Origin of the sequence: Streptococcus mitis, assembly GCF_005844455.1 — a bacterium.
Lineage (GTDB): Bacteria > Bacillota > Bacilli > Lactobacillales > Streptococcaceae > Streptococcus > Streptococcus mitis_BF.
In genome coordinates, this window is record NZ_SPGF01000009.1 from 21948 (window position 1) to 42577 (window position 20630).

Below are 20630 nucleotides of genomic sequence, written 5' to 3' on the forward strand. Positions count from 1 at the left end.
TAATTAGTCTGCAATCAAGGTTTCCAAACCAACCTTCATCATATTGGTGAAGGTATTTTGGCGTTCTTCTGCGGTTGTATCTTCATCTGGATTGACCAAGCTATCAGAGATTGTCATGATAGCTAGTGCATCAACATGGTGTTGGGCAGCAAGATAGTAAAGCGCTGCTGCTTCCATTTCCACAGCCTTGACTCCCCATTTACCAAGCTCGATGTTCTTTTCAAAGTAGTTTGAATAAAAGACATCAGAAGACAAAACGTTCCCAACGTGGGTTGTCATACCAAGTTCTTTGGCAATATGGTAGGCCTTATCTAGCAAATCAAAACTAGCGATTTGTGGAAAATCGTACTGTGGCCAGTCATTACGGACGATGTTTGAGTTGGTTGCAGCTGCCTGCGCCAAAACCAATTCACGGACGTGAACATCTTCATTCAATGAACCTGCTGTTCCCACACGGATCAATTTTTTCACACCGTAGTCAACAATCAACTCACGCGCATAAATCGAAATCGATGGCATCCCCATCCCAGTTCCCATGACAGATACACGGTGGCCCTTGTAAGTACCCGTGTAACCAAACATGTTACGCACTTCGTTAAAACAAACAGCATCTTCAAGGAAATTCTCCGCAATAAACTTAGCACGAAGAGGATCCCCAGGAAGAAGAATTTTATCAGCAATTTCACCCTGCTGAGCAGCAATATGGATAGACATAGTTAAGATATAAAGGGCGACAGAGAACAAAGTAAAAATAGGAAACTGGCGAAGCATCTCAGATGCTAGACAGTTTATCTTTTTTACACAGTTCTCCGCCCGTATTCAGTTCAATGAATACAGTTAACCCATCCTTTCTTTATTTTATGAAGATTAAAGAGCGAAAAGAAAACGACTGAAAATTAGGAATCTGACGAGAAATCCTGATTTCTCAGTCAGATTATCTATTTTCCGAGTTTTCCGCTCGTGTTCAAATCAAAACACACGCTCTACCTTTCTTTTTTGTATATTTCATAGCTAGGAAAAATCGGATTCAATCATGGCTCCGATAAGACTACTACATTTTTTTAAACAGTTATTGATAAATTGACAATAGTTTTTAATCTTTTAAGATAAATCTTTGATTAGAAGAAACGGTCGTTCTCTATCTTATTACTCTATTCTTTGACTTCTGACACAGTATGTTAGCCCAAGAAAAACGGTCTAATATTTTCGCAAATTCATAGGCTAAAACAGCTGTTACTAAGAGATAGGGAAGAGAATCTAAAGCTAGCCCAGTGAAGCCTATTACTAATCCAGTTGCAGACCAGGGCGCCCTCAAGGTCACAGACAAAAAGCAAACCGATCCCAAAAGCAAAATGCTTGACTGGTTATCCCCACCTAGAATCATTCCAAAGAGAGCAGCGCCAGCCATCCCCAAGGCAAAAGATGGCGTAAGTGTACCACCATAGGCCCCTGCCCACAGAGTAATAAGAACGACCAGTGCTTTTAGGGTAAACAAGAGGAATACTGTTTTGCCATTGCTACCATTCAATACTTCCTGAGCCATTATACGTCCATTTCCAAGTAGATGTGGAAAATAACTTGCCCACCCAGCAAGAAAAAGAAAAGCTGTAGGCAATGTGAGAAGTATTCGTTTATCTTTTATCCTGTTTGAAGACACTTCTTTACTTAAGCGACCAAAAAGCCAAGCTAGTGGGGTTAAGAAAAGAAGTAATAAGGGAATAACCCACATTTCCTTTAATGACCATGCGATGGCTGGAATCTGGTAGAGAGCATGATCTGAAATAACCAAGCCTGCTGTATAGGTTGATACATAGGTAGTCAAACCGACTAAGACAACTCGTTTAATAGATAGAGCAATTCCTAGAGTTTCAAAAACAAAGAAGACACTTGTTAATGGAACCTGATAGACAGCTGCTAAACCAGCACCCGCACCACAAGCAAGGAGAAAGATTTGATCCTTCTTAGAGAGAGAACATATTTTTCCAATTGGTCCTGCAAATAGAGTTCCTATCTCTCGTGGCGCAGCTTCTTTACCAATAGGGGCTCCCCCTCCAACTGCAATAATTTGCCAAATTGAATGAAATAGCTGTTTTAAAAAATGAAGTTTGTATTGTGAAGTCTCATCCTTCATCTGCGCTTTAATGGAAAAAATCTGTGATTTTTTTTGCAAGAAATACCAGACCAAGGATGAGCCAAGACCCACAATTATTAAACTTAATCCTATCCGCGATGAGGAAACTCCATCTGTCAAGAATACAGTTTGATGCTCTGATTGACCAAAAGCTATCCCCTCTATCATCTTTAAAAGATAATGTAGAAAAATACCAGATAAACCTGAAACTATTCCTTGCAAAATGACTGCTAGGAATAATTTAAGATTATAAGGGATTTTCTGAAAAATACTCCTCAATTCTTTTAACATAGTAATAATTCAGCAAAAACGGCTTTAAGTAAGCCTTTAAAATCACCTTTAACACACTCAGTCACTTCTATAACCTCTTCGTGGTTAATCTCTTCTTTGAAACCAGTAGTATAGTTAGTAATACATAAAATTCCTAGAACTTTCAAAGCTGAGTAAACTACAACAATAACTTCAGGAGCAGTTGACATTCCGATCACATCTGTTCCAAGCATCTTATAGGTACGAATTTCTACTCGTTTTCAAATTAGAACACGCGCTCTACCTTTCTGTTTATACTCTTCGAAAATCTCTTCAAACCACGTCAACGTCGCCTTGCCGTATATATGTTACTGACTTCGTCAGTTATATCTACAACCTCAAAGCAGTGCTTTGAGCAGCCTGCGGCTAGTTTCCTAGTTTGCTCTTTGATTTTCATTGAGTATTAATTTTGTTCTTTCACAGAGAGCTACCTGAGTCCTATTCGAGCTCAGGTAGTTATCTTATAAACTAAATTATCTAACTGTCATTGTATCATCAGATTACAAGACATCGTCATCAGAAATCTTAGAATTTAGCGTTGTTCCCCAATGAGTGATTTTTCGATGTGGTTGGGCAAGGAGAGGTCTGTTTTCATAGATTGTTTGCCATCTATTCCATAGTAGACCTGTCTTTTTCTCAATCTTAATTCGCAGATTTCTCATATTTTCTTTGATTGGGAGGTTGAGGACAAAACCTGCAGTCTGGTTGCGACCGTTTCCTTCCCAAGAACGACTACGAACAACTTGGTTTCCATCTTTGTCTACTGTGACTTCTTCCCACGATATTGAGTAACGTGCAATGTAAGCTCCACTATGTTGAATAGTTAGTGTCTTATCTTTTGCAGGAGTCTGGCTGATTGGTTGGACTGGTTTAGAAACTTGTGTCGCTGTCTCACCATTCGTAGCTATAAAGCGGAAAACTTCTACTTCTGCAAGACTGAGGGCTTGATTGTTCTTACGTAGTTGCACACGAACACGGCGTCCCAATTTCCCATTTAATTGAACATCCAAGCTCGTTCCGTCAAGTTTAGAAACATACTGTCTAGCAACTTCTGTTCCTTTTTCATCATACAAAATCACATCAAAGTCTGACAGACTTTTAGAAAGTTCTCCATCCCCACGGTTATGAAGTCGGACAAGCCCAACCTGTTCCGTACGACCTAAATCAACCTCCCACCAAGGCTGGTTTTCAAATTTTGTATGGGTAATTGATTGCTGGCTATAACTACTATTGGTATTGCCATCCAAGGCACGACTAGCATCTCCACCAAAATCAGTAGAACTTTGCTTAGCTTGTTTTTTCCAAGCGATATTCTCAGCACGGTATACTTGGACTTCTGCAAGACTGAGGGCATTATAGCCTTCTAGCTCAATCCGAACATAGCGCGCTTTTTTATGGTTAATCGCAATTTGTGCTGACACATCTTTAAGAGATGTTATTCGTTTTCTCTCAATTTCTTTACCAAAACTATCTAAAAGAATGACATCAAAGTTTGCCAATCTATCTTGGGCAGTGTCTGTGCGGTTGTAAATATTGATTTGGCGAATGGTTTCTTCTTTAGCCAAATCTACTTGCCACCAAGGCTTAGATTGGAAGTTGGTATGAGTGACAGAATTGTGACCATAGTTACCATCAACTTTGCCATCCACAGCTCTTCTAGCATCTCCTCCGAAAGCTGTCGAACTTTGAGTAACCTGTTTTCCTAAGGCAATATTTTCCATTGGTTCAGCACTTGGTTGACTAGAAGACTGAGGCAGAGCCTGTTTCTTAAAGAATCGCACTTTATCCAATTTCGGATCACGATAACCATGTTTATCCAAGGTAGCTCGTTTACCAATATTAAAGTTAGGAATATCATTCATTCGACTTTCAAAATAGCCACGAGAACGGTGTTTAAAGCGTGAATTACCTGTAAATGTAACAATATCACGATCATTATGAATCAAGGGAGTCACAACATTATCATTATCAACCACATAATGCTTAATTTTTCCGCTAACAGCTAATTTACGGCTTTCCAAACCAACATCCCAGAAACCATTCTTAGCATTCCAAACCGTTCTGGAAGTAATCACTTTAGGAGCACTGAAAGTCGTCACTTTCCGTAATACATGGTTATAAAAATCAGGATATTTTTGGTAAGCTTCAACCGCTGCAATCTGAGCTAGGTAGCCTCCAAGAGAATGACCTGTCATATACAACTTGGTAATACTTGTATCCTTGGCTAATTCCCCAACAACCTTGCGGATATCATCCGCTTGAGCTGGTTTATTTCCACCTAATAAAACCAAATCTGCACTTAAGTCCTTGGCGTCATTAACTCGCGTTCCACGAATAGCCAACATGTGCACCGTTCCATCTTTGAGATAAGGAAGGTCGCTCTTGGTCTCAAATAAGAAAGCATCCAAGCCACTATCTGTATGGTAGGCTTTTTTCATCTTCCAGAAAGGAGCCAATTCATTGTGCATGAGTTTGTATTCTTGACGGTCAAGATAGAGACTAGGGAAAGGATTCTTATGATCTAAAATTTTCTCAATATAATCATCGTCTCGATAGGCTAACTCCATAAAGAGAAGAGAATCACGGTCTGTGACATACCATTCTTTCTTATTGTCATCTTCTCCATCTGCCAAACCATCCCCATCACTATCTGCTAGCAAGGGATGACTGTTATATCCTAGATAATCCTTACCATCTTTGTTGTAAACATAAAGTTCATCTTTGTTTTTGATGCCATCTTGGTCATCATCCCCTTCCAAATCAAGAACTTTTTCACCATAGAGAGATTCATCAATCAAATCATTTTCTAAATGCAATTCCCCTTTGGAAATCTTCACCAAATCTTCTGCTGTTAAAGAACGAGTATTTGTTGGTTTTTCTGTCACAACTTCTTCTTTAGTTTCTTCTACAGGAGCATGAATAGGTGAGTCTTGAGCTGGCTCTGTTATCTCCACTTTTGACTCTTCCCTTTTGTTTTCAAGAACTTCACTTGCTTCCGGAAGCGTTTGAGGAGCTAGTCTTGACTCCTCTGTAAGGGGAGTTTCTAGTTTTGGAGCAACATTTTCCGGCTCTCTCAATTCCTCCTTAGAATCTAGCACTCTTGTTGCCACTTCAGATGTTACATCTTGCTTTAGTTCATTGGCTGAAATTCCAGCTGGAGCTAGAAATGCGAAGCCGACTGCAACAGATACAACTCCGATACTTAATTTTTTTATGCCAAAACGCATAATTCGTTGACCGATTTTCATTATTTCTTATCTTTCTTTTCGTTTATTGTAAGCAGACTCAAGCAAAATCTCATTGTGCTATATATGATAAGACTGAGAAATTCAGAAAGTAAATTCATTATTATCTTTCCTTATCATAACTAGTCTGCTTGGCGTAGGAAGCTAATCCCAGCATCCTAGATTCTTGTCTTTCACAATGCTAACTATCAGACGCAAACATATCTATTCTTCCGCTTCTTTCAGTTATAAGAGCAGAAAGAACCTCATAGTATACTTATATTTCTTCGTTGACCCTGATAGGTAGTCAATCATGAAAAGGTAGAGGCATTCCCCCTTTTAAATCTTTTTTCTTACAATTCAGCAAGAATCGCTTTAAGCAAGCCTTTGAAGTCGCCTTTAACACGTTCAGTCACTTCTACAACTTCTTCGTGGTTAAGTTCTTCTTGGAAGCCTGCAGCATGGTTAGTAATACATGAAATACCGAGAACTTTCAAACCTGAGTGGGCTGCCACAATAACTTCGGGAACAGTCGACATACCAACTGCATCTGCTCCCAGTGTCTTATAGGCGCGAATTTCTGCTGGTGTTTCATAAGTCGGACCAGTTACACCGATATAGACACCTTCATCAAGCTTGATACCAAGTTTTTGGGCCACTTCATGGGCAGTTGCACGGTATTCTGGTGTGTAGGCTTTAGACATATCTGGGAAACGTGGACCAAAATCATCCAAGTTTTCACCCATTAATGGGTTTTGCCCCGTCATATTGATATGGTCTGAGATAGCCATCAAAGTACCAGGACCATAACCAATACCACCAGCTGCATTGGTTACAATAACACCTTCACATCCAAGAACTTTCATGACACGAACTGGGAAAGTCACGACTTCCAGAGGATTGCCCTCGTAGAAATGGAAACGACCTTGAAGAGCCAAGACCTTGCGCCCTGCAAGTTCACCATATACCAATTTACCAGCGTGACCGACTACTGTTGAACGGCCCCAGTTTGGAATGTCAGCATAGTCTACTACAACCGGATTTTCAATTTCTTCTGCCAATTCTCCAAGTCCTGATCCAAGGATTAAACCAAACTCAGGCGCTTGGATTCCCTTTTCTTTCAGGAAAGCAGCTGTTTCCTTGATCTTATCTAAAAATGTCATTATACATCTCCTTTATTATTTTTTAGCATTTGACCTATTTTGTCAAAGGTTTTTGCATTTCGAATGGTGATGTGACGATAAAAAGGCATCTTGAGCAAGTACTTGTGATAGGCAGTTGCATAGTAGGAATCTTCAGAGAATTTCCCCCAGAAAATACCTAGTTTTCCAAAATGAAGCATTTCATCTTTCAGTTATAAACTTTCAACTTTCTCAATGACTTGAACCACATCCAAGCCCTCAGTGTAAAAGAGGACATCCTTTCGTGCCAAATCTCTGGTCCACCATTCAGGCAGATTTTCAAATTCCGCTTCAAACTCCTCTAGATTCAGCAAAGAAAAGGTCTGAATAAATGGATAATGTACTTCAAAGAAAGTTTCTAATTTTTCTACCAATCGGGCTTTTGAATCTGTCGCAGTAAAGAAAATATTACCACTGTTGATGTAGCTTTCAACCTTTCCCAGTCCCAACTCGGTCAATTCTTGACGAAGCTCCGCCATGGCGACCTTATTCTTACCACCAACATTAATGCCTCTCACCAGTAAAGCATAGCGCGCCATCTTATACCAATTTATCTAAGAAACTTTCCCCAATCATGGCAGTTTCCACGCCAAAGTTATCGGCAACAGTCGCTGAGATATCTGCAAAATGTCCGACAGGGAGGATCCCATTTCCTTTAAAAGCAGGGCTGTAGGCTAACAATGGAATATATTCACGAGTGTGGTCTGTTCCTGCATACGTTGGGTCATTTCCATGGTCCGCAGTAATCAAGAGAAGGTCGTTCTCTCTCATGGCTGCGATAATTTCAGGCAAGCGTTCATCAAACTCATGCAAACAATCACGGTAACCGTGAGCATTACGACGGTGGCCGTAAAGAGCATCAAAGTCCACCAAGTTTGTGAATGAGAATCCTTTTTCAAACTCAGCAAGACCCATGGTCTTCAATAGTGTATCAATTCCATGGCTGTTTGACTTGTTGTGACCCATGTCATGGTTGATACCAGCACCGTTAAAGATATCATTGATTTTACCAACAGCATAAGTATCAATACCTGCTTCGTTCAATTTATCCAAAACAGTCGGTGCAAATGGAGATACAGCCAAGTCACGACGGTTTGCCGTACGAGTGAAGTTACCTGGTTCACCTACATAAGGACGGGCAATGATACGTCCTAAAAGGGCTGGGCGCTCAAGGGTAATCGAACGAGCGTATTCACAAATACGGTACAATTCATCCAAAGGAATGATGTCTTCGTGGGCAGCAATCTGCAAAACAGGGTCAGCTGAAGTATAGATAATCAACTCCCCAGTTTCCATCTGACGAGGTCCAAAATCATCGATAACAGCTGTACCTGAGTAAGGTTTATTGGCTTCACGAATGACCTTTCGTCCTGAAAATTCTTCGATTTTTGTCAAGATTTCTTCTGGGAATCCGTTCCAGAAAGTATCGAAAGGTTCAGTAATGTTGAGTCCCATGATTTCCCAGTGTCCAGTCATAGTATCCTTACCAAGAGATACTTCCTCTAATTTTGTTGCATATCCAGTTGGATTGCTTTCAGCTGGTACAGTCTTAAGAGGAGTTTCACGAGGAATATTTCCAAGACCGATTTTAGCCATGTTTGGCACATTCAAACCAACGGTTTTGGAAATGTGTCCCAGTGTGTCAGAGGCACCATCTGGAACCCCTGCATTGACAAAGTTATTGGCATCTGGTGCAGCACCGATTCCCACAGAATCTAGTACTACCAAGTGAATACGATTAAATTTAGACATCTTATGCCCCCTTCTATTTTTCTTTTCTTGAGGTTAAAATCTGAACGCCATCTTGTCCAGCAACGATTACCTTATCCACCATTTGGTTGAATAAGCCGTGCTCCACGACACCAACGATATGGTCTAATTCTTGTCCAAAGGTAATTGGATCCTCGATGACATCCAAGGCAAGATCAATGATAAAGTTCTGCATATCCGTCACAAAACGTTGGCCGTCTTTTTCACGGAAGCTTGGTTTGTAGCCAGCTCGCTCAAAACGACGAAAGACCTGCTCTGCACCATACTGAACCACTTCTACAGGCAATTTAAAAGCACCCAGTTTCTCGACCAGTTTGCTTTCATCAACCACCCAAATATATTCTTTTGAGGGTGTTGCGACAACCTTCTCCATGAGAAGAGCACCACCACCGCCTTTGATTCCATTAAACTGACTATCCACTTCATCCGCTCCGTCAACCGTCACATCAACCAAGTCTACTTGGTCAATAGACTTGAGCGGGATATTAAGGCCTTCAGCCTGCTTACTGGTCACACTAGAAGTCGTTACAGCTGTAATCTGCAGTCCTTCTTCCTTGATACGACGACCGATTTCTTCGACAAAATAATAGGCAGTTGAACCTGTCCCAAGTCCAACGACCATTCCATCGCTCACAAACTCAGCAGCCTTGATACCTGCCATTTTTTTCAGATTTTCCACTCAAACACCTCCATTAAAGAGCTACTTCTATTATACCATGTAACGGCTTAATATTCATCTGAAAATTGAAACCGATAACCATTCTCGAAGAAATCTTGCTAGAGTTGATTTTTTATCATAAAGATGGTTAAATAGGTAAGTACAGAAAAGGAGAAATAAGATGAACCCATTAGATTTGTTTAATCAAGTAAAAGAGTTAAGCGAAACAAAAGATTTCGAAGCTGCTAAAACATTTGTTGCAGAAAATCAAGAACAACTTGGAGAATACTTCTCTCAAGCTCAGCAGTTGATTTCTGGTTCAGAAGGTCCAGATGGCCTCGTTAGCAAGATTAAAGGATTTTTCTAAAAATATAAGAGGCTGACGAAACTCAATTTCAGAAGAAAATGAAATTAATTTTCCCACAATAAAACGCATAGTGTCAAATTTTTTGTAAATCTGATGCTATGCGTTTTTTATGATTAACTATGTTCTGTGATAAACTTGTAGGCTTCTTGACCAGCAATAGCGCCATCTCCAACTGCTGTTGTTACTTGGCGAAGGTCTTTCAAGCGAACATCTCCAACTGCAAAGATACCATCAACTGCAGTCTTCATGTGGTTGTCTGTCACAATCCAGCCAGCCTGATCTTGGATATTCAATTCTTTAACAAAATCACTAACAGGATCCAAACCAACATAGATAAAGACACCACCGAAGGCTTGCTCTGTCACTTGACCTGTTTTCACATTTTCAAAAACGACAGATTCTACTCTGTTTTTACCCTTGATTACCTTCACTACAGAATCCCAGATAAAGCTGACTTTCTCATTAGCAAAGGCGCGATCTTGTAAAACCTTTTGAGCACGAAGTTGGTCACGACGGTGAACAATGGTAACAGTCTTAGCAAAACGAGTCAAGAAGAGGGCTTCTTCAACAGCCGAATCTCCGCCACCAACTACCAACAAATCTTGGTCACGGAAGAAGGCACCATCACACACGGCACAGTATGAAACACCACGACTATTCAGTTCTTCTTCTCCAGGTACTCCCAAAGGACGGTGTTTAGAGCCAGTCGCCACGATGACTGTACGTGTTTCATACGTTTGGTCATCAGTCGTCACTTTCTTAAAATCACCATGGTCTTCGACATTTTCAACATAACCATAAATGTGCTCAACACCAAGATTTTCAAGCGGTTCAAACATCTTTTCTGCCAATTCTGGCCCACTAATATTAGCGTATCCAGGGTAATTTTCAATATCAGATGTATTATTCATCTGACCACCTGGCAGACCACCTTCAATCAAGCCTACTTTCAAATTGCTTCGAGCAGCATACAAGGCTGCAGTCATACCTGCAGGTCCAGCACCGATAATAATAGTATCGTACATATAGTTTCCTTCTTTCTTGTTGTAACTATCTTTATTCTAACTCTTTCTTGTCAATCAAGCAAGGATTATGCTTTGAAAACAAGAATTAAACTCATAACCGCAAAGGATAATACTGGAACAACCAAGACCCCAATCATAATCATATCATAGAGATGGGCTTGGCGAGCCTTGGCTGTCTTATCAACTCCCGACATGGCTCTCAGTCCAATCCAAATCCCTAAAAAAATCAGGACAAGGATGGTGGTCAAGATTAAACTCTCGAAATATAAAGAAAATAGTTGCAGTAGCATGCTTTCTCTCATTTCTATCTTTTTTAAAGAGTAAACTCAGCTAGTCCAGCTAACTGAGTTTTCCTTTATCTATTATATCAAATATAAGTCCGTTTGTAACTAGCGAAAAATTCTTTTGTCCGCTCTTCTTTTGGATGGTGGATAATCTCATCCGGTGTTCCAGACTCGATGATTTTCCCCTTATCTAAGAAGAGAATCTTATCAGCCACTTGGGCTACAAAGGACATGTCATGACTGACCAAAATCATGGTCTGACCTGACTTAGCAGCATCTGCAATAGACTTTTCTACTTCACCGACCAATTCTGGATCAAGGGCTGAAGTTGGTTCGTCTAAGAGCAAGACATCTGGTTTCATAGCGAGCGCACGCGCTAAGGCAACCCGTTGCTTTTGTCCACCTGATAAATGTCGAGGATAATGGTTCTCACGGTCAGAAAGCCCAACCTTAGCCAACTCTTCCTTGGCAATCTTAGTCGCTTCTTGGTCGGATAATTTCTTGACAACAACCAAGCCTTCTTTCACATTATCAAGTGCTGTTCGGCGTTCAAACAAATTAAACTGTTGGAAAACCATAGACAGCTTACGGCGTAGGGCAAGGATTTCTTCTTGAGTGATTTTAGAAAAATCAACTGAGAAATCATCAATCTGAATAGAGCCACTGTCAGGTGTTTCAAGATAATTGAGACTACGAAGGAAGGTTGATTTTCCAGCTCCCGAAGAACCAATCAAGGCTACGACTTCCCCTTTTTGAATATCCAAGTCCAGATGATCCAAGACAGTCTGTCCTGAAAAGGATTTGCTTAAATTCGAAATCTTAATCATTAACGAAGGTCTCCTTTCACATCTGTTTGCACTGTATCAGGTGCAGAAATAGCCATTTTTCTCTCTATGAAACGACCAAGACTTTCAATACCGATATTGACTACCCAATAAACAAGGGCAACGGAAATAAAGCGTTCAAAATAGCGGTAATCGGCACCACCCAAAATCTGAGCTTGGGCAAAGACTTCGACAACACCCGCACTAAAGGCTAGAGAAGTTCCCTTGGTCAATCCGATTAGGGAATTGATTAAGGTTGGAGTCGCCACAACTGCTGCATTTGGAATAATCACGCGACGATAAACTTGTGCTCGGGTCATCCCCAGACTGCGTGCCGCTTCAATCTCACCAGGATTAACTGAGAGAATCGCTGCACGAATGGTTTCACTGGCATAAGCTGCCTCATTAAAGGCAAAGGCAACAATTGCAAAAGCAGTGGCTGGAATAGCATTGATATTGAGACCAGTTCCCCATTGCTGATTGAGGGCTTTCAAAGCCAAAGGAATTCCGTAGTAGGTTAACATGAGTTGCACCAAAATCGGTGTCCCTTTTAAGAAACTAACAAAGAAGGCCTGCAAGGGATATAAAATCTTGACACGATTGATTTTCACAATGGCAAAAAGCAGCGCCAAAACCAAGCCAAAAAGGGCACCACCAATTGTCAACATAATCGTTGTTGGAAGTTGTTGGACAATTCTCGGGATTCCATCAAAGACCGAACGCAGGCTAAAAAGCTTGCCATCCGGAATCAATTGCATCAAGTTTTGGTACCAATCTGATGCTAAAATCGTTGTAACATTCATAAAAACATCCTCTCCTGATAATGATTCATTCTACCATACTTCTGCCGTCAATGAAATTATTTGCTACGGTCAGATACAGACTTTGTCTACCTACTAGTTTATCATACTTTGAAACAGGGAGGTTATATATTTTATCTATCAAAGAGATAAGTAAAAACTATTTCAATCCCAATTCTTCGTAAGCTTTTCGATAACCGATTTGCTTAACAGTTCCATTTTCTACTAAAATGGGCCGTTTTAACAACATACCGTCGCTTGCTAGCAACTCAGCCGCTTCTTGGTTTGATAGACTTCCTACCTTATCTTTCAGCCCTAATTCACGGTATTTGATTCCACTGGTGTTGAAAAATTGCTTCAACTCGAAACCTGAGGTCTCTAGCCAGTTTAAAATGACTTCTTGACTAGGTGTTTCTTCCACGATGTGAACAGCTTTGTAGTCCACACCGAGTTGGTTTAATTCTTGTTTTGCTTTTTTACAAGTTGAACATTTTGGGTATTCGATAAATTCTAACATATGTTTCACTTTCTATTTTATATCTTTAAAATCTGCGCCTTCATGCCCCAAGAGCCAAGCTTTCTTTTCCACTCCTGCAGCATAGCCTGTCAAACGCTTGCCTGCTCCCGGCACCCGATGACAAGGTACTAGGATAGACCAAGGATTGCGTCCTACCGCTCCTCCAATTGCTTGAGCAGAAGCCACTTGCAGGTCTTGGGCTATTTGTCCATAGGTCACTGTCTGACCATAAGGAATTCCCTGTAAATAGGACCAAACTCGCTTTTCAAACTCCGTTCCGATTGGAGCCAAGGGCAAGTTGGATAAATCCTGAGGCTTGCCTTTAAAATAAGCATCTAAGCAAGCAATAACTGGGTCTAAAATGGAATGACTAACAGCTTCTTCTACCGTTTCATCTCCTAGTCCCCTCTCAAAATGCTTTTGCTCCTGTACCCAAATTCCATACAAATAATGGTCATCAGCCACGAGAGAAAGAGAACCAATTGGCGAAGAATAGAGCATTTTTGCGTACTTCTTTTGCATTATTTCTTCAATTTTTGATAGGCCAAGCGTTCGCCATCAACTGGAACCTTACCAACCTGTTTAAAACCGAGTTTTTCAAAAATATGTTGCATAGCTTTGTTTTCAGCATGCGTATCTGAACGAAAATCTAGATAATCAAATCCTTCAATCAAGCCCTCTAAGAAGGTTTGAGCAACTCCTTGTCCCTGCACATCTGCTGCCACAGCAATACGGTGAAAGACTAGATATTCTGACTCTCCATCTTGCCAATTTCCCTCATAAATATCTTCATAGGCTGCCTCTGGACTCTTGGTCACAGCTGCATAAGCTAGTAGTTCACCCTCTTCCAAGGCAACATAGGCTTGACCTGAGATAATATCTTCAATAACAATATCAGCATTTGGATAGCCATTTTGCCACTGGTCACTACCAGCATCTGCTAAACATTTTTTAGCATCTTCCATCACCTGCATGATGGTATCTACTTCATTTGGAAAAGCTAAACGAATCTCCATCTTTTCTCCTCATTTCTGACTAGTTTCTCCCATCATAGCATAATTTAAGCCTTTTCACAAGCAGTTAAAACTTGACTTTCTGTTTTTATTATTTTATAATCTAGTTATCGAAACTAGATAAAGAGGAGTTGGAAATGAAAACTACCTTTTCCTACCCAAAATGGACAGAAATTCCAAATATTGACCTCTATCTGGACCAGGTTTTACTCTATGTCAATCAGGTCTGCGCCCCTATCTCTCCTGATAAAGACAAGGGCCTGACCGCATCTATGGTCAATAATTATGTGAAACATGGTTACCTGACAAAGCCTGACAAGAAAAAATACCAACGCCAACAGATTGCCCGTTTGATTGCTATCACAAGCCTCAAGTCTGTATTTTCTATTCAAGAAATAGCCCAGACACTTAATACTCTACAAACTCAAGCAAGTTCAGACCAACTCTACGATGCTTTTGTGGACTACATGAACCAAGGAATTGACCCAGCTAACCCCATTATCCAAACCAGCTGCCAAACCGTTAAACTCTATCATCAAACTCTAGACTTAATCCATCATACTCAAGAGGAGGTAATCCAATGAACACTAGTCTTAAACTCAGCAAACAACTCAGTTTTGGAGAGGAGATTGCTAATAGTGTGACCCATGCTGTAGGTGCCGTTATCATGCTCATCTTGCTCCCTATTTCATCCACCTATAGTTATGAAGCACATGGATTTTTATCATCTTTTGGCGTTTCTATCTTTGTTATCAGTCTCTTTCTCATGTTCCTCTCGTCAACCATTTACCACTCTATGGCCTATGGTTCGACCCACAAATACGTCTTGCGAATCATCGACCATTCTATGATTTATGTGGCTATCGCAGGCTCTTATACGCCGGTCGTATTGACTTTGATGAATAACTGGTTTGGCTATCTGATCATTGCCATTCAGTGGGGAACGACTATCTTTGGCATCCTCTATAAAATCTTTGCTAAAAAGGTCAATGAGAAATTCAGCCTTGCCCTTTACCTGATTATGGGCTGGTTGGTTCTGGCTATCATTCCTGCCATTATCAGTCAAACAACGCCAATTTTCTGGAGTCTTATGGTAACTGGTGGACTCTCTTATACAGTTGGAGCTGGATTTTACGCTAAGAAAAAACCTTATTTCCACATGATTTGGCATCTCTTTATCCTGACTGCATCTGCCCTCCAGTACATCGCCATTGTTTATTATATGTAAAAATAGGTTAGGACAAAAAATCCTAACCTATTTTTATTCTCTATGATGTTTTATACCCAATCAAAAAAGTACTCTAGTCCATTTTATAGTACCTACTAGCGTGCCGTCAATTATGGGATACTGCTTCCCTACTAGTATGTAAATCAAAATAGTTAATACTCTTCGAAAATCTCTTCAAACCTCGTCAACGTCGACTTGCCGTATATATGTGACCGACTTCGTCAGTCTTATCTACAACCTCAAAACAGTGCTTTGAGCAACCTGCGGCTAGTTTCCTAGTTTGCTCTTTGATTTTCATTGAGTATAAATCATAAACACCTGTTAATGAACCGTGCCTAACGAATCAAGACAGACCAATGGTCACATCACAAAAAACCGCTTTACAACGGTTTTTTGACTATATTTCACTCCATACTATCTTCTTAAACCCACGGAAAAAGAGAAAAATTCCAATAAATAGGACAGCTAAAGGAATGATTTTTGTGAGGAAAGCATTTGAAATCCCCATCCACTCATAGTAACGAAGCAGAGAACCTACAATAAGGTGGGCAACAATCATACTGTTAAAGGGACGAAAAATCGGTTCTTTCCAATTCCAAATACTGATGACTAGGGAAATCGTAAAGACAGATAAACTATCCCAGGGAGCCGGAAGATTTAAGACTCCTTCTTGTATGAAACTTCCTATTCCTACATATCCTAGAACGACTAGCAGAACAAGAATTCCAACGACAATATAAGTGCCAATTTTCATCTTAGGAGAATCTTGGACTAGCCCCCAACGTAAGATTGTAGCCACAAGTCCAAATCCAATCAGAAAAAGAAGCAGTTGCCCTAAAAATGTGAGCAAATTAACTGTTAAGAGAGGGCCTTTCGAGAAATCGCCTAGTAGTTGATAATAACGTAATATCGCTAGGACAAGGATTGGCGTCAACAGTGACTCCTTGATAGAACTGCGTGGTGCTTCCTTGAGTATATCTTTCATTATTTTTTTAGGATTCTTACCTAGATAATCCTCTGCACTCATGCCATCTCGTTCTGCTTCTGAGAAATCTCGCATCATCAAATAGATCTGCTCTCTGAGATAGTCTTCATCATAGAGAAATCCAGCAAGATTAAAACTATCCCACAGCTCCTCAAAATACTGCTGATTGTCCTCAGAAAACTGATGCAACAAAGCGCTTGTTTCTTCATAATACTTCATTTTCGTCATAGTTTACCCTCCATTCTTAATTCCTTCTACTTTTTGACTCAAATCGTCCCATTGTTGCCAAAAGACCGAGACACGCTCTTCTCCTTCTTTGGTTAACGAAAAATACTTCCGATCTGGACCATCTGGCGACGGGCGCATGTCGCCTCTTATCCATTGATTTTTTTCTAACTTTTGCAATAATGGATAAATAGTTCCTGGAACGATAGTATCAAATCCAGCCTCTCGCAAAGTCTGAACCAACTCATAACCATACCGCTCTTTTTGACCAATCATATCCAAGACACAACCTTCAAGAACACCTTTTAATAGTTGAGTTTCTTTCATCCCTTCTCCCTTATTTTGTAATACCTACTAGTAACTTCACCTATAGTATACTACTTCTACACTAGTTTGTAAAGCATAATAGTTAATACTCTTCGAAAATCTCTTCAAACCACGTTAGCGTCGCCTTAGGATATATAGTAGATTGAAACAAGATGTGAACAAATCGATTAGGGAAATAAAATTAATTTATAGAAATATTTTAACAGCTATAACGTACTATTCCAGATTCAATCTACTGTATATGTGACTGACTTCGTCAGTCTTATCTACGACCTCAAAACCATGTTTTGAGCAACCTGTGGCTAGCTTCCTAGTTTGCTCTTTAATTTTCATTGAGTATAAATAAAAAACAGAACTAGCATGAACTAGTCCTGTCTACTTTTACCCAATCACACTTCCGTTTGGTACAGCTGAATCAACTGTGAGAAGGGTTAATTGACCATCATGTTCAGCTGAGAGAATCATCCCTTGGCTGACATATTTTTTCATCATCTTACGTGGTTTGAGGTTGGCAACAATTTGTACTTTCTTGCCGACCAATTCTTGTTCATTTGGATAGTATTTGGCAATCCCTGAAAGGATTTGACGGTCTTGACCATCACCTGCATCTAGGCGGAATTGAAGCAACTTATCAGAACCTTCTACTTTAGACACTTCTTTGACTTCTGCGACACGGATCTCAATCTTGTCAAAGTCTTCGAACTTGATTTCATCCTTGTTGAGTTTGAGTTCAACTTCATCTGGATTCCATTCTTTTTCGACTGCTGGTTTGTTGCTTTCCATTTGTTCCTTGATATAGGCAATCTCTTCTTCCATGTCCAGACGTGGGAAGATTGGTGTTCCTTTGGCAACTACTGTTACACCCTCAGGGAAATCAGCCAAGCTCAAGTTTTCTAGGCTAGAAACTTCTGCTAGACCAAGTTGTGCCAATACAGCACGACTGGTTCCCATCATAAATGGTTCAATCAAGTGAGCTACAACACGAAGGCTGGCTGCCAAGTGGCTCATGACACTTGCCAATTGGTCGCGAAGAGCTTCATCCTTAGCCAAGACCCATGGAGCTGTCTCATCGATGTATTTGTTAGTACGAGAGATAAGAGTCCAGACTGCTTCTAAAGCACGTGGGTAGTCAACTGCTTCCATGTGTGTATGGTAGTCAGCGATTGATTGTTCTGCAACCTCAGCAAGAGCATGGTCAAACTCTATTACACCCTCTACATAGGCTGGAATTTGCCCATCAAAGTACTTATTAATCATAGAAACCGTACGGTTGAGGAGGTTTCCAAGGTCATTTGCCAATTCATAGTTGATACGGCCTACATAGTCTTCAGGAGTGAAGGTTCCGTCTGAACCAACTGGAAGGCTACGCATGAGGTAGTAACGAAGTGGATCTAGCCCAAAACGCTCTATCAACATTTCAGGATAGACAACGTTTCCTTTAGACTTAGACATCTTTCCGTCTTTCATAACAAACCACCCATGACCAATCAAACGTTCTGGCAATTTGATATCCAACATCATAAGAAGAATTGGCCAGTAGATTGAGTGGAAACGAAGAATATCTTTCCCTACCATATGGAAGACTGTTCCGTTCCAGAACTTATCAAAGTTAACGTGTTCATCTTGATCGTAGCCAAGAGCTGTCACATAGTTGAGCAAAGCATCAAACCAAACGTAGACAACGTGCTTAGGATTAGATGGTACTGGTACACCCCATGTAAAGGTTGTACGAGAAACCGCCAAATCTTCCAAACCAGGCTCGATGAAGTTGCGTAGCATCTCATTCAGACGACCATCTGGAGTGATGAACTCAGGATGAGCTTTGAAAAATTCTACCAAGCGGTCTTGGTATTTGCTGAGGCGAAGGAAGTAAGACTCTTCTGAAACCCACTCCACTTCATGTCCTGATGGAGCGATACCTCCAGTCACATTTCCGGCTTCGTCACGGAAAACTTCTGCAAGCTGGCTTTCTGTAAAGAATTCTTCATCTGAAACTGAATACCAACCAGAGTATTCACCCAAGTAGATATCATCTTGGGCAAGCAAGCGTTCAAAGACTTGCGCTACTACTTTTTCATGGTAGTCATCAGTTGTACGGATGAATTTATCGTATGAGATATCGAGTAATTGCCAGAGTTCTTTGACTCCAACCGCCATCCCATCAACATAAGCTTGAGGTGTGATGCCAGCTTCTTCCGCTTTTTGCTGGATTTTCTGACCATGCTCGTCAAGACCTGTCAGATAAAAGACATCGTAGCCCATGAGGCGTTTGTAGCGAGCTAGGACATCACAAGCGATGGTTGTGTAGGCAGAACCGATATGAAGTTTACCAGATGGATAGTAAATCGGTGTTGTAATATAAAAATTCTTTTCAGACATAATTTTTCCTTTCCAGGCAAATGAAACCTGTTTTTCTAACACTTCATTATATCACATTTTTAATGATTTTCGATAGGGAAATCCATACAAAAACAAGATAGACAAGTGTCCATCTTGTTGATCTTATTCATAACGAAGGGCTTCGATTGGATCAAGTTTAGATGCTTTGTTGGCTGGTAAAACCCCAAAAATCATACCAACACTGGCTGACACAGCCAAGCTAAAGAGAGCGATTGGGAGGGAAACCCCAACTTCAATACCTGCAATCATGTTTTGAAGCAATACTCCAGCTAACATGGTCATTCCAGCAGCAATCCCAAGACCGATGACACCACCTAGCAAGGTCAAGATCATGGATTCAATCAAAAACTGTACCAAGATATTAGCCCGAGTAGCTCCGAGAGCTTTTCGCAGACCAATCTCCCGCGTGCGTTCTGTCACCGATACCAGCATGATATTCATAACACCAGTTCCCCCGACAAAGAGAGAGATTCCTGCGATGGCACTGATAATGGTGGTCATAAAACCAAATAGTTGTTGTACCTCTTGGAAGGCGGCAGTTGCATCCGCAACTTGGTACTCCCCTTGCTGAAGACCTGCAATCTCAGTCAGTTTTCGAGCCAACTCCGGACCCAAGGTCTGCGTTAGACTAGTATCATTGACACGAAAGATGATGTTCGAGATTTCATCAGTATTAAAATTGGCTGCGAGAGAAATATTGGTCGTAATTGGAAGACCACCAATCCCAAAGGCTTTAGCAGTTTTAGCTTCATTACTAGTATAAACACCAATCACACGGTAACTAAATTCATTAACAGAGATGATTTGATTAACCGCAGCTTCTGGACTATCGAACAAACTCTTGGCTAGTTCTTCATCCAACAAAATCACACTGGCAAATTCCTTGTAGTCTTGCGGTCTTAGACTTCTACCCGCAACGATTTCATTTTCAACTGCGTTCATGTAGGTGCTATTTCCGCCTGTCAGAGTCGCTCGTTCAACCTTCTTGTCCTTATAAGACAAGGTAACGTTGGTCGAGTTAGTGACATAGTAACTGTCTACTCCTTTGAGTTTGGCAGCCTCCTTGACCCAAGACTCCAGTGGTTTTGGTGGTTCAATATGAACATCCTCTTCTTTCCCACTGACTGTCAAAGCGGATTGTTTCTGCGTAAAGGAGCCGTCCTTGCTTTTGATAGGAGAGAAAAAGACATGGATATCCTTCTGTGATTTGGTCATGTTTTTATTGACCTGACGAGACATGGAGTCTCCCAGAGCCATGATGACAACGACAGACGAAACTCCGATGATAATCCCAATCATGGTGAGGAAGGAACGCATCTTGTGGGCCATGATGGATGAAAAGGCAAATTTCAGATTCTGCAT

At 40.7% G+C, this 20630-nt stretch carries 20 protein-coding genes and 2 pseudogenes; 3 read left to right on the plus strand and 19 right to left on the minus strand.

Annotated features, from left to right (window positions below; translation table 11 throughout):
- Nucleotides 1–3: 3 nt before the first annotated feature.
- The 8 genes and pseudogenes from deoD to rpiA form a co-directional block, all read right to left on the minus strand.
- Complete coding sequence (deoD, locus tag FGQ53_RS02975) at nt 4–714, minus strand: purine-nucleoside phosphorylase (RefSeq protein WP_138335675.1); 711 nt, start codon at nt 712–714, stop codon at nt 4–6.
- A 424-nt stretch (nt 715–1138) separates the two neighbouring features.
- Nucleotides 1139–2422 (minus strand): chloride channel protein, encoded by a 1284-nt coding sequence (locus FGQ53_RS02980; protein WP_138335637.1) that lies wholly within the window; start codon nt 2420–2422, stop codon nt 1139–1141.
- Nucleotides 2416–2652 (minus strand): annotated as a pseudogene (locus FGQ53_RS02985) (purine-nucleoside phosphorylase); the annotation flags it as partial. The pseudogene FGQ53_RS02985 and the gene FGQ53_RS02980, both read right to left, overlap by 7 nt.
- Before the next feature lie 288 nt (nt 2653–2940).
- Nucleotides 2941–5688 carry a thiol-activated cytolysin C-terminal domain-containing protein gene (locus FGQ53_RS12195; protein WP_138335641.1) on the minus strand — a complete coding sequence of 916 codons (2748 nt, stop codon included), beginning with the start codon at nt 5686–5688 and terminating at the stop codon, nt 2941–2943.
- A gap of 329 nt (nt 5689–6017) precedes the next feature.
- Complete coding sequence (locus FGQ53_RS02995) at nt 6018–6827, minus strand: purine-nucleoside phosphorylase (protein ID WP_138335643.1); 810 nt, start codon at nt 6825–6827, stop codon at nt 6018–6020.
- A pseudogene (locus FGQ53_RS03000) lies at nt 6827–7384 on the minus strand (DUF1697 domain-containing protein). The gene FGQ53_RS02995 and the pseudogene FGQ53_RS03000 overlap by 1 nt, the downstream one beginning before the upstream one ends.
- A gap of 1 nt (nt 7385) precedes the next feature.
- Nucleotides 7386–8597, minus strand: a complete 1212-nt coding sequence (locus FGQ53_RS03005; RefSeq protein ID WP_138335645.1) for a phosphopentomutase — start codon at nt 8595–8597, stop codon at nt 7386–7388.
- A 13-nt stretch (nt 8598–8610) separates the two neighbouring features.
- On the minus strand, nt 8611–9294 hold the full coding sequence (gene rpiA / locus FGQ53_RS03010; RefSeq protein ID WP_138335647.1) for a ribose-5-phosphate isomerase RpiA: 684 nt from the start codon (nt 9292–9294) through the stop codon (nt 8611–8613).
- A 160-nt stretch (nt 9295–9454) separates the two neighbouring features.
- Here rpiA and FGQ53_RS03015 point away from each other — a divergent pair, with 160 nt between their 5' ends.
- Nucleotides 9455–9640, plus strand: coding sequence for a hypothetical protein (locus FGQ53_RS03015; protein WP_138335649.1), 186 nt, complete (start codon nt 9455–9457; stop codon nt 9638–9640).
- A 113-nt stretch (nt 9641–9753) separates the two neighbouring features.
- Here the strand turns inward: FGQ53_RS03015 and trxB are convergent, their stop codons facing one another.
- From trxB to FGQ53_RS03050, 7 genes are all read right to left on the minus strand, one after another.
- Complete coding sequence (gene trxB / locus FGQ53_RS03020; protein ID WP_138335651.1) at nt 9754–10665, minus strand: thioredoxin-disulfide reductase; 912 nt, start codon at nt 10663–10665, stop codon at nt 9754–9756.
- A 65-nt stretch (nt 10666–10730) separates the two neighbouring features.
- The gene (locus FGQ53_RS03025) at nt 10731–10955 is read right to left on the minus strand and encodes a DUF4059 family protein (RefSeq protein WP_000926599.1); all 225 of its coding nucleotides are present in this window, start codon (nt 10953–10955) and stop codon (nt 10731–10733) included.
- A 77-nt stretch (nt 10956–11032) separates the two neighbouring features.
- A complete protein-coding gene (locus FGQ53_RS03030) occupies nt 11033–11776 on the minus strand; it encodes an amino acid ABC transporter ATP-binding protein (RefSeq protein WP_000590965.1) in 744 nt (247 codons plus the stop codon).
- Nucleotides 11776–12576: an amino acid ABC transporter permease gene (locus FGQ53_RS03035; RefSeq protein WP_138335654.1), complete on the minus strand. Its 801-nt coding sequence runs from the start codon at nt 12574–12576 to the stop codon at nt 11776–11778. The genes FGQ53_RS03030 and FGQ53_RS03035 overlap by 1 nt, the downstream gene beginning before the upstream one ends.
- Nucleotides 12577–12733: 157 nt before the next feature.
- The gene (locus tag FGQ53_RS03040; protein ID WP_000889091.1) at nt 12734–13090 is read right to left on the minus strand and encodes an arsenate reductase family protein; all 357 of its coding nucleotides are present in this window, start codon (nt 13088–13090) and stop codon (nt 12734–12736) included.
- 12 nt (nt 13091–13102) lie between these two features.
- A complete protein-coding gene (locus tag FGQ53_RS03045; RefSeq protein ID WP_138335656.1) occupies nt 13103–13612 on the minus strand; it encodes a methylated-DNA--[protein]-cysteine S-methyltransferase in 510 nt (169 codons plus the stop codon).
- The gene (locus tag FGQ53_RS03050; protein ID WP_049524144.1) at nt 13612–14106 is read right to left on the minus strand and encodes a GNAT family N-acetyltransferase; all 495 of its coding nucleotides are present in this window, start codon (nt 14104–14106) and stop codon (nt 13612–13614) included. The genes FGQ53_RS03045 and FGQ53_RS03050 overlap by 1 nt, the downstream gene beginning before the upstream one ends.
- A 134-nt stretch (nt 14107–14240) precedes the next feature.
- Between FGQ53_RS03050 and FGQ53_RS03055 the strand changes: the two genes are divergently transcribed.
- The gene (locus FGQ53_RS03055; protein ID WP_049524143.1) at nt 14241–14687 is read left to right on the plus strand and encodes a DUF1836 domain-containing protein; all 447 of its coding nucleotides are present in this window, start codon (nt 14241–14243) and stop codon (nt 14685–14687) included.
- Nucleotides 14684–15331 carry a PAQR family membrane homeostasis protein TrhA gene (gene trhA / locus FGQ53_RS03060; protein ID WP_138335658.1) on the plus strand — a complete coding sequence of 216 codons (648 nt, stop codon included), beginning with the start codon at nt 14684–14686 and terminating at the stop codon, nt 15329–15331. The genes FGQ53_RS03055 and trhA overlap by 4 nt, the downstream gene beginning before the upstream one ends.
- A 397-nt stretch (nt 15332–15728) precedes the next feature.
- Here the strand turns inward: trhA and FGQ53_RS03065 are convergent, their stop codons facing one another.
- The 4 genes from FGQ53_RS03065 to FGQ53_RS03080 all read right to left on the minus strand — a co-directional run bounded on the left by FGQ53_RS03065 (nt 15729) and on the right by FGQ53_RS03080 (nt 20630).
- Nucleotides 15729–16544 carry a hypothetical protein gene (locus tag FGQ53_RS03065; protein ID WP_138335660.1) on the minus strand — a complete coding sequence of 272 codons (816 nt, stop codon included), beginning with the start codon at nt 16542–16544 and terminating at the stop codon, nt 15729–15731.
- A gap of 3 nt (nt 16545–16547) precedes the next feature.
- Entirely contained in the window at nt 16548–16868 is a 321-nt protein-coding gene (locus FGQ53_RS03070; protein WP_000665422.1) for a PadR family transcriptional regulator, read from the minus strand.
- A 381-nt stretch (nt 16869–17249) separates the two neighbouring features.
- Entirely contained in the window at nt 17250–19247 is a 1998-nt protein-coding gene (gene metG, locus FGQ53_RS03075) for a methionine--tRNA ligase (RefSeq protein ID WP_138335662.1), read from the minus strand.
- A gap of 123 nt (nt 19248–19370) precedes the next feature.
- On the minus strand, nt 19371–20630 hold the full coding sequence (locus FGQ53_RS03080; RefSeq protein ID WP_138335663.1) for an ABC transporter permease: 1260 nt from the start codon (nt 20628–20630) through the stop codon (nt 19371–19373).